We start from the raw sequence: 2,235 nt of genomic DNA on the forward strand, positions 1-2,235 counted from the left end.
AGATAAAGCCCCCTTCGATATAAGTCGAAGGGGGCTTTTCTTCGTCTGCGGAAAAACGCTATGTGATATTATTGATAACTACTTTTATATTTAGGAGCATGTTATGGGCGTTTCTCTCTATTATACTGCTGAGCGTACGACGCTTTTGACTGAGCAGGAGCAAGAAGCTATTACGCTCATCGTTGATAAATATAATGATCGCTTCGAGCATGCAGAAGACGCGGAGTCTTTTGATCTTTATGCTTATGATGATAGTGAGTCAGAAGTAATATTAGCAGGTGCTACAAAGATGCCTGTTAGCGTAGATGTAGATGTTCTGATGTATAGCATCAACCATTGGTTAGAGTGTTTGACTGAGATTCGTCTCGTAGTCGCTGAGGCAGAATGGCACGTTCATCTAGATGACAGCGATGCGGTATGGGTAGATAATAGGTGGCAGATGGAAGAATAAGTCTTCATTACTATTAGCAGTTGTATAATGATTAGTTGCTAATTATTGCTCACAGAGAAGAGCCCTCAAACGAAAATTAGGTTTGAGGGTTTTTTATGAGTGTTTGATTCAGTTTTCTTATCCTTATTATTATCTGTATAGACAGTTCAAGCATTATAAATATATCTATAGTATGAATATATTACTTACTATGTATTCAAAATGATTTGACTTCTATCATTATAGCTGATAATTTTAAACTGTACTTTTATTAAAGGTGTGTAAAAAAGATATCGAAAACTTGTAGACTATGTAATCTAGGATAGATCAAATTGTTTACTTGCAATGCCTTACTCCTATTCTCACAATTATCAAAAGGAATTGATAATGAAGTTAGCTCCTCTTTTTTCAATTGGTGCTTTAGCCGCTATTTCTCTTCTTGGCTGTTCTAACCAATCTGCTGATGCGACAGATGGGTCATCAGCCACTTCTCAAGAAACAACTGTGCTACGATTCTCACATTTCTGGCCAGCAACCTCATCTATTAGCAAAGAGGTCTTCGAACCTTGGGCAGAACAGATAGAAACAGATTCTGATGGTCGCCTAAAAGTAGAATTATATCCTTCAGCTGGTCTTGCCAAAGCAGATGTTACCTATGAATCTGCTGCAAAAGGTACGATTGATATTGGTTCACAAGCACATGGCTATACTAATGGTCGTTTCCCTTTGACTCAGATTACTGAACTTCCGGGTTTATCAAATTCAGCAACGCAAATGGGTTGTATGCTACAGACTCTCTATGACGACGGTACTTTGGCTAGTGAATACGAAGACTCGCATCTATTATTTATGTACGGTGCTGGACCTGGTGCGCTGCATACAACCGACAAATTGATACGCACACCTGAAGACATGAAAGGCATGCGTATCCGTCGTCCTTCTGCTGTGGCAGGTGATATTATCGAAAGTGCTGGTGCTTCGCCAGTAGGCCTACCTGCTAATGATATGTATACATCGTTACAGCGTGGCGTTGTGGATGGCTTGAGCTTCCCTTGGGAAGCAGTAACGGCTTTCAAAATTGATGAGATCACTAAGTATCATACTAATATTCCTTTCTATAGTTCAGCGCTTATGGTCACGATGAATAAGGATAAGTACGATAATTTACCTGATGATTTGAAGAAAGTTCTGGATGAAAACTCGGGCATGGCACTAGCCAATAAAGTTGGTGAGGTATTTGATAAACATGACCAGATGGCAATGCAAGCTGCTAAAGATAAAGGTGATGAAATTATCGATATTCCTGACCCATTAAATGATCCAAGTTGGAAAGGTCCGCTCGAAAAAGGAACCCAAAAGTATCTGAAGGACGTTAATGCTTTAGGTTTGGATGCAGACAGCGTTTATGAAAAAGCAAAAGCTGCTAGTGCTGCCTGTAAGGTCTAACCTATTGGAGGTGTCACATGGCATTCTTAGTCAAACTCAGCGTCTTAATCTCTAGATTATGTCAGTTTATCGGCGGGGTGAGTCTCATCATCATCGTTCTTACCACTATGCTCGATGTCAGCGCACGATACATATTCAAACTCACCGGTGGTGAGTTTGGCTTTACCGTCAAAGGTAGTGTAGAGATCGTCTCTTACTTTATGCTATTTGCATTACTTGCCGCCTTTGCTGCTTTCGTTGAACGCTCACAAATCATCGTCGATGTTTTTACCCAAAAAATGCCACAGTCTATCAAAGGCTACCTCATGGGCATCTTTATGATGGGCTTCTTTGTCATCGGCATCGTATTCTCATGGGGG

3 protein-coding genes are annotated in these 2,235 nt (G+C 40.4%); all 3 read left to right on the forward strand.

Translation table 11 applies throughout. The features are described 5' to 3' along the window. Positions 1-103: 103 nt before the first annotated feature. Positions 104-451, forward strand: a complete 348-nt coding sequence (locus tag ACT3QN_RS13590; protein ID WP_444523979.1) for a hypothetical protein — start codon at positions 104-106, stop codon at positions 449-451. A 366-nt stretch (positions 452-817) separates the two neighbouring features. Next, on the forward strand, positions 818-1,876 hold the full coding sequence (locus ACT3QN_RS13595; protein ID WP_444523980.1) for a TRAP transporter substrate-binding protein: 1,059 nt from the start codon (positions 818-820) through the stop codon (positions 1,874-1,876). A gap of 17 nt (positions 1,877-1,893) precedes the next feature. Continuing rightward, positions 1,894-2,235 (forward strand): TRAP transporter small permease (locus tag ACT3QN_RS13600; RefSeq protein ID WP_444523981.1); only part of this gene is annotated, 342 nt, incomplete at its 3' end.

This window comes from Psychrobacter sp. AOP7-C1-14, assembly GCF_052376135.1.
Taxonomy (GTDB): Bacteria; Pseudomonadota; Gammaproteobacteria; order Pseudomonadales; family Moraxellaceae; genus Psychrobacter.

Excerpts from the sequence above, each read along its gene's own strand:
- ACT3QN_RS13590 (WP_444523979.1), top strand. The coding sequence starts at position 104 with ATGGGCGTTTCTCTCTATTATACTGCTGAGCGTACGACGCTTTTGACT.
- ACT3QN_RS13595 (WP_444523980.1), top strand. The coding sequence starts at position 818 with ATGAAGTTAGCTCCTCTTTTTTCAATTGGTGCTTTAGCCGCTATTTCT.